Annotated in this window: 4 protein-coding genes; all 4 read right to left on the reverse strand. The window is 30.8% G+C overall.

Annotation, left to right across the window (positions count from 1 at the left end):
• Positions 1-738: 738 nt before the first annotated feature.
• Positions 739-1,929 carry an aspartate aminotransferase family protein gene (locus U9R42_10025; GenBank protein MEA3496358.1) on the reverse strand — a complete coding sequence of 397 codons (1,191 nt, stop codon included), beginning with the start codon at positions 1,927-1,929 and terminating at the stop codon, positions 739-741.
• A 40-nt stretch (positions 1,930-1,969) separates the two neighbouring features.
• Entirely contained in the window at positions 1,970-2,878 is a 909-nt protein-coding gene (locus tag U9R42_10030; protein MEA3496359.1) for a dihydroorotate dehydrogenase, read from the reverse strand.
• Positions 2,872-3,642 carry a dihydroorotate dehydrogenase electron transfer subunit gene (locus U9R42_10035; protein MEA3496360.1) on the reverse strand — a complete coding sequence of 257 codons (771 nt, stop codon included), beginning with the start codon at positions 3,640-3,642 and terminating at the stop codon, positions 2,872-2,874. Before U9R42_10035 ends, U9R42_10030 begins: the two co-directional genes overlap by 7 nt.
• A 711-nt stretch (positions 3,643-4,353) precedes the next feature.
• A complete protein-coding gene (locus U9R42_10040) occupies positions 4,354-6,261 on the reverse strand; it encodes a T9SS type A sorting domain-containing protein (GenBank protein ID MEA3496361.1) in 1,908 nt (635 codons plus the stop codon).
• Between the last annotated feature and the right edge of the window lie 130 nt (positions 6,262-6,391).

Here is a 6,391-nt window from a genome sequence, read left to right on the forward strand (position 1 = left end):
CTCGACTTTTTCTTCTTTTTGCTGGAGTAAATGTCATTTGAAATAAATTATGTAATGGCAATTATCGTTTAATTCTAAATAATCTCAAAATGTATTTATTAACAATTTAATTCGAGGGAAGAGTGGAAAGATGGATGAGTAGGAGTGATTTCACGCAAAGACGCAAAGAACGCAAAGATGGATGAGTAGGAGTGATTTCACGCAAAGACGCAAAGAACGCAAAGATGGATGAGTAGGGGTGATTTCACGCAAAGACGCAAAGAACGCAAAGATGGATGAGTAGGAAGAATTTCACGCAAAGACGCAAAGAATGTATATATTAACCGAAAAAGTACCAGTAGTATTAACCGAAAAGTATCCAGCTAAAAGAACAAAGATACAACTAATTTCAAGAAGTAGTTGTTAAGATTTTGTTCAAGTTTTGTTTTGCTTTTTTTGTAACTAATCAGTGTCAAAATGCAAAATAAACAATACCATAACTCTGTGAAACTCTGTGTATTCTTTGTGGCTCTTTGTGAAATAGCTGTTGCACAAAGTTACTCAAAGAAGCTCAAAGTTGCACAAAGAATTTTTGCCTAAAAAAAGAAAAATATAATTTAATTTATTTATCAGTCGTTTTGAAATTAAATTGGTATTACAAAAAATTATTAGTGTAAATTTGTGTAATTCGATGAAAAAAAAACAAATCATAAAAAATGGAATATTTTTTCTCAGCGTCTTTGCAACTCTACCGTTTAATCAAATTAATACAGAATCAAGTGTTTTTAAAATAATTTCACAAGATAATTTTATCTCTTTTTTTGTAATTGTTAATGGAGGCATTATGCTAAAAGCGGTTTCATTAAACAAAAAGCTATAAGTTAGCAATCCGTTATTAATTGCATTTTCAATAAAAGTTTTAACAAGTTTTTTGTCTCCGAGTTCAACAGCAAGCAATAGTCCTTTACCTCTAATTTCTTTTATCAAGGGATGCTTTAATGCTTTTATAAATAATGAACTTTTTTCTTCTACTTCTGAAATAATATTTTCATTCAAAAGTGTTTTTAGAGTTGCGATAGCGGCTGAACAAGAAAGTGGATGACCACCAAAGGTTGTAGCATGTCCGAGAAGCGGATGTCCGTTTTCGAGTGATTTCATTATTTTTTGTGAAGAGATAAAAGCGGAAATCGGCAATCCACCACCAAGACTTTTTGCAAGGCATAAAATATCAGGTTGAGCATTGTATGTTTCAAAAGCAAAGAGTTTCCCACTTCGTCCTAAGGCTGTTTGTATTTCATCAAATACTAATAAAGCATTTGTTTCATTACATCTTTTTCTGACTTTTGTCAAAAAATTATTTTCGGGAGTAATCATTCCTGCAGCAGTTTGTATAGGTTCAATTACAACACAGGCAGTTTTGTTTGTTATCTTTTGTAATTCCGATTCATTGTTAAATTCAAGACTTTTAAAGTTTGGTATCAAAGGGCGAAAATTACGTTTATATTTTTCATCACCAAGTAAATTTAAAGTGCCAAGCGTACTTCCGTGGTAACTGTTTTTAAAAGAAATAACTTCATTCCTTTTTGTGTAGAGTTTGGCAACTTTTATAGCTCCTTCAATTGCTTCACTACCCGAACTAAGAAAAAAAGATTTGTTGAGTTCCTGAGGTAAAACAGAAGCAAGAAGTTCTGCAAGTTCAACGGTTTCTTTTTGGACAAATTCTCCATAAACCATCAAATGCAGGTACTTGTCTAATTGTTTTTGAATAGCTTCAATAATTGCAGGATGCCTGTGTCCAAGATTATTTACTGCAACTCCTGATAAAAGGTCGATATATTTTTTGCCATTTTTGTCAAAAAGGAAAACACCTTCTGCTCTTTCAATCTCCAATTGAATTGGTAAAAAATCAGTAGTTTGTGCGAGATGTTTTTTAAAAAGATCTTTTAACATGCTTTAAATTCCTTCTTTTTCAGATTTCATTTTCCCATTCTCAAATCATTGCCCCTATTAATTCATTAACATTTTTTATCCCGTTTTTGATGCAGTATTTTTCAATTCCATCAATAATTTTAACGGTTACAGTTGGGTCGATAAAATTTGCTGTCCCTATTTGTACAGCCGATGCACCTGCAAGTAAAAATTCAATAGCATCTTCTGCATTCATTATTCCTCCAAGACCAATTACCGGAATTTTTACTGCTTTGGATATTTGCCAAACCATTCGTAAAGCAATTGGTTTTATTGCAGGTCCCGATAATCCTCCTGTGATTGTTGATAGCTTTGCTTTTCTTGTGTTTGCATCAACAGCAATAGCCAAAAAAGTATTTACCAAAGAAACAGAATCTGCACCTGCATTTTCTACAGCTACTGCAATTTCAGTAATGTTGGTTACATTTGGTGATAGTTTTACAATCACATGTTTGTCGGTAACTTCCCTAACCCTCGCTGTAACTTCGGCTGCAATTGTGGGTGAAGTGCCAAAAGCAAAACCTCCTTGTTTTACATTAGGGCAAGAAATATTTACTTCATAAGCAGTTACTTTTGGAAGCTTTTCCAACTTTTTAGTTACTTGTACATAATCATCAACTGTTGAACCTGAAACATTAACTATGATATTGTCATTGAGCGTTTCTATTTTCGGATAAATTTCTTTTACAAAATGCTCAACACCTTTGTTTTGTAATCCAACAGAATTAAGCATTCCGCTTGCAGTTTCAGCCATTCGGGGATAATCATTTCCTTCACGAGCTTCTAAAGTAATTGCTTTTACAACCAATGCTCCAAGTTTTGAAACATCAATAAAATCAGTAAGTTCCTCTCCTGAACCGCTGGTTCCTGAGGCTGTCATAACAGGATTTTTAAGTTTTAATCCATTTAAATTAACTGATAGATTTACCATTTTAGTTCTTTTGTATTAAAAATTGGTCCTTCTTGACAAACAGTTTTATTGCCATTTGTGGTTTCTGTTACACAACAAAGACAAACGCCTATTCCACAAGCCATGAGATTATCCAAGGATACCTCACAGTCAATATTATTAATCTTAGAATATTTTGCAACAGCTTTCATCATTGGTTCTGGTCCGCAACTGTATATTTTGTCAAAAGTATATTCTTTATTTTTTAAGATTGAATGATTTGTTACAAAACCTTTTTCTCCTATGCTTGCATCTTCGGTTGTAAGATGTAAATCAAATAGCTCGTTGTACTTGTCAAGAAAAACAAAATCATTTTTTGTTTTTGCACCAAACAATAAAACAGGCTTTGTATTATTCTTTTTTAATTCTTTGGCAAGAAAATATAAAGGTGCTATTCCAAAACCTCCTCCTATTAAAAGCACTTTTTTCTCTTTTGCAAGTGAAAATCCATTACCCAAAGGATAAATCATATTCAAATTATTACCCTTTTCTTTTTTGCTCAAAGTACTGGTTCCGTTACCGATAATTTTTATCAGCATTTGTATAGAATTTTTTTTGTAGTCAACATTATGAATGGAGAATGGTCTTCTTAAAAAAGTTGTACTACTGTCCTCAACATAAATATTTACAAATTGACCCGGAATAATTTTTTCAAAAGTATTTTTTGATTGCACTTCTAAAAAAATGTAATCATTATCCAGAATTTGTTTGTTTATAATTTTTAAATCTTCAACACGTTTTTTCATTTGGGAGGTTCTTTAAATACATTTCTTTTAAGAAACAAAGATAATGAATAAGATGCAAGGCACAAATTTTTCTGAATAGCCGTCCGCGTGTCGCTGAAGCTTTAGCGGAGGCACAAGCTATTGAGAAAAAATTTTAACGCAGTCAGATTGTTTATTATCTTTGTTCCCAAAGGGTTTTCATTCCGAAATTTCGGAATCAGATACTTCTTCAAAACTTTTTACATTATCCCGATAGTGCTTCAAAATTTTTCATTGTCTATAAAAAACTCTGAAAATCTTAATGCGAATGTATTTAAAGAACCTCCCATTGTTATTTTTTGATGGCTCAAATTTAATTAGAATAAAATAATTCCACAAATCATTTTTTTGTGGCAGTGAACTTCTCTATGTTCTCTGCGATTAACACAGAGTGATTGTATGGTGGGAAAAACTGACTTAAACGCCTAAGTTCTAATGATTACAGCTTTATTTAAATGTGATAATATTGTACCTACGGCACTTTTTTTCTGTTGTTTGTTTTTACCATAATATCGTACCTACGGTACTGAAAGCTCCAGAGGAGCGATATTATGGTAACTTCTGTGATAAAATAAAAAGTGCCATCGGCACGACATTATTTGCTGAGTTTTCTTAGAGACACTAAATAGAACTTAGCCCATTAAGCTAACCAAAAAAAGAAAAGAACTGAGAGAATTTATAAAAGACCATTATTCAATTTTTTAATATTTTCTTAACAGAGATAATTTCTGTTTTATTAAAAACAACAACGAAATAAATATTGCTTTTATATTTTTCTAAAGAGACTTTTGTGCAATTATTTTCCAGAACTTTATTTTTAATGCATCTACCGTAAATGTCATAAATTTTAATTTTAAAATCCTGATGTTGAATTGATTTTCTGAACTCAATAAAAAAATAATTTTGAAACGGATTCGGATATATTTTTATCTCTATTTGCTCTATATTTTTAACATTTGAATAAATAAAATTTGTTGTTCCCGGACTTCCAAAGTATTTAGATGCTTTCCAGTTTTGTGCTAAGGAATTATCAAACAATGGATTTAATAATTCGAGTGTTGGTCCTTTTCCATTTGCTTTTTCATCCCAAGGTAAAGAATTGGAATAAGTTACAGAATCAATTTCTTGCCCGTATAGGTCATAAAAAAGAATTGATTCTCCAAAGTCATTAAGATTAAGTTGAGAGTTTTCTAAATAGTTTGGAATAAAAGGAAAAACCTCTGTGAACATTTTTTTGTTTTGACAAACAACTAAATAACTATCAGGAAAAATTGTTGTCCATTCAGGAAATGAATTAGAATTATTAAGGAAATAATAATGCGAAACATCAATAGGGATATTGCCATAATTGTGTAATTCAATCCAATCTCCGGGCTTTGTTGTTGGCAAGGAATTATAATTTATTTCGTTTACAACAAGGGTTTTGGGTTTTGAAAAAAAGGGAAATGCTCCAATATCTTTTCTGCTACTGTCAGCATCAAAGCCTGTTTTTAAATCACCGGAATTTATACATGGAGAATTTATTTGCAAATGAAAATTTGTATCCTTTGTTGAGATAAAAAGTGGATTTGCTTTTAAGTTATTTAGTCCTGATAAAATGCTGTTATCACACAAAGAATAGGAAACAAAAATATCGGAATTTTGATCGAAAATTATGGGGTAAATTGATTGTGAAATAATTGTATTTATCACTGTGGCTGTGCTTCCTCCTAACCCTGCTGTTTTCTCTATGCATTTTATTCCGTTTTTATTGAAATAAAGTGTGTTGTTTTCAATTTTTGCTTCAGAACTATCTTTGACAGTTATTGCTGTTTCGCATCCTGAAATTAGATTTTTTATTATAATTGCATTTGAGCCTCCAAAATTTTCATTACCGATTGAGATTCCGTTGTCGCTACAATTAAAAATTAAATTCTTACAAATAACGATATTTTTTGAAGCATCAAGGTCAATACCATCATCGGCAGAATTGTAAATCCTATTCAATTGTATTGTTCCCGAATCAACTTCAATAAATTCAATAGCATCAGGCACATTATGAAAATTACAGTTTTCTACTTTTATATTATTTCCTCCACGAATTACAATGCCTTCGCCTGTGTTGTTGCTGTAAAAGGAGGAATTTTGAACTTTTATTTTTCCATATTTTAAGCGTAAAAGTGCATCATTCCAGTTTAAAGAATGTGAATTTATTATTTTAAAATTAATAATAGAAAGGTCAGAATTTGTAGAATATATTTTCCCTTCATAAAAAACAACATTCTCGAAATAGCAATTATCTGTAGCATTTTGAATATTTATTTGTTTCCATGCATTACTGTCGTTTTGGGACTTGAATATTACAGGATTTTTTATTGAACCTTTTGCAGAAATAGCTCCATAAACAATGATTTGCAAGTTGTTGGCAATTAGAATTTCTACATCTTTTTTAATAAGCAAAGTAGCATTTGCATTTATTGTTAAATCAGAATTTATAAAATACGGAGAGCCTGAATTATTGAGAGTAGTATTTGTATCAATAACATCAGGGAGAATAGTTTGTGCAAATATGCTTGCACCCCAATTAAAAATGAATAAAATTATGAATAAATATCTAAGCATTGCAGTAAAAAAATATTTTCAAATTTAGGTTTTTTTAATTGCTTTGCATCGTTGAGTTTTACAATTTAATATTTTATAATTTTTATTCTACCTTTTGTTTTTTAAACTACGATTTTGTATATATTCGCAT

It is taken from the genome of Bacteroidota bacterium, from assembly GCA_034723125.1.
Classification (GTDB): Bacteria; Bacteroidota; Bacteroidia; order CAILMK01; family JAAYUY01; genus JAYEOP01.